The 1,739-nt window shown below is 34.7% G+C and carries 2 protein-coding genes; both read left to right on the forward strand.

Features of this window, described 5'->3' with window-relative positions:
- The first annotated feature begins 41 nt into the window (after positions 1–41).
- Positions 42–1,220, forward strand: coding sequence for a DUF2341 domain-containing protein (locus AB1414_20255; protein ID MEW6609747.1), 1,179 nt, complete (start codon positions 42–44; stop codon positions 1,218–1,220).
- 11 nt (positions 1,221–1,231) lie between these two features.
- Positions 1,232–1,597 carry a hypothetical protein gene (locus tag AB1414_20260; GenBank protein MEW6609748.1) on the forward strand — a complete coding sequence of 122 codons (366 nt, stop codon included), beginning with the start codon at positions 1,232–1,234 and terminating at the stop codon, positions 1,595–1,597.
- The last annotated feature ends 142 nt before the right edge of the window (positions 1,598–1,739 follow it).

Here is a 1,739-nt window from a genome sequence, read left to right on the forward strand (position 1 = left end):
GCAATTGAGAATGTATTTAAGCCGTTAATTGGAAGGTAATTATGTTTAAAAAACTATTATTAAGTTTAGTAATACCAATATTTATGATAGCACCTGCAAGTGCTAAAATGAAATGTTGGTCATCGTATCAAGCGACAACGACTGGAAGCCAAACTTTAGAGTGGTCTTATTATAAGAATGTTACTATTGGCACTACAAATGTAAGTGGAACAGTAACGAATTTTCCTACACTTCTTGTAATAGGGACGGACACAGATATTGCAAACAATACTCAAAATAGTGGGAATGATATAAGAATAACAGATAGTAATAATGTTAAAATACCTTATGAAATAGAGTATTTCACCAAAACGGTTACAGCAAATCAGATAATTATTTGGTTTCCAGGCACCTGGACACCAAATGCCACTTCAACCATTAGAATTCATTATGGGCAATCAACGGCTGCTTCTGGACAAAATATAACAGGTGTCTGGGATAGCAATTTTAAAGGTGTTTGGCATCAGGATGAAACCTCTGGAACTATATATGATTCAACTTCATTTGCAAATAATGGAATACCCAATAATGGAGTAGTCCAAGATGCTCTTGGCAAAATAGATGGAGCGGATGATTTTAATGGAACAACTCATTATATTGATGCTGGAAATTCATCTTCATTACAAGTTGCCAATGGAACTATTATGGGGTGGGTAAAACCCGATAATGTATCTAATACGCAATTCATTGCTGGATTGCCTTACGATGATGGGGCTACCTGGGATACTCCCTGGACTGGATTTGTATTTAGTATTTTAACTGATGTGTCTCCTGGAACTATTAGGTGGTATGGGTCAATAGGAGGAACTTATTCATGTTTTTCTTCTAACGGTAATGAAGTAGCAGTTGGTAATTTGTATTATATAGGAATAACTTGGGATGGTTCTGTCGCAAGAATTTATAAAAATGGAGCAGAGATAAAAAATAGTAATGCTGGATGGGAGACAGGGGGTGGAACAGGTAATTTAAGTTATGGAACTCCTGCGCCTTCTTTTGTAATAGGAATGCGAAGCAAGAATAGTCCTGGTGAATATTACGATGGTATTAGTGATGAAGTCCGTATCTCTAACATTGCTCGCTCTGCTAATTGGATAGCAACAGAATATAATAACCAAAATAATCCATTTGGTTTTTATACCATTGGGATACAACAAACTTCGAGTTATACAGAAATACAATAAGGAGGAAAGGGATGAAAAAATTATTGATTTTAGCGGGGTTATTAAGTTTATTATCTTGTGGTTTCGTTGAAGCAAACGATTATCTTGAACTGGGAATAAGCATAAATAAGCTGGATAAAGATAAGGGAATTGTAACCTTGTCGCAACTAAATATTAATGCTCAACCTAATTATGTGCCACGATGGTTACAGAATGCATATGTCTATATTGGCACAGATTTTGGAGATAATACAGGTATTGGTGGGGGATTGTATTTTATGGATAAGTGCATTGGATTTCAAGGCGGACTTATCTATAATGAAGAAAGAAAAAATGATGAGTATAGCGTAGGAATGTTTATTGATGTATTTCGCTTACTGCAGAAAGAGTTGGAATAATAGTAAAGGATAAAAAGTAGATAGTAGATAGTAGATAGTAGATAGTAGATGGTTTATAGTTGATAGTTGATAGTTGAAGGACTATAAACCATAAACCTTCAACTATAAACTATAAACTATAAGATAGAATTTATCTCCCTGC

It is taken from the genome of bacterium, from assembly GCA_040755795.1.
Classification (GTDB): domain Bacteria; phylum UBA9089; class CG2-30-40-21; order CG2-30-40-21; family SBAY01; genus JBFLXS01.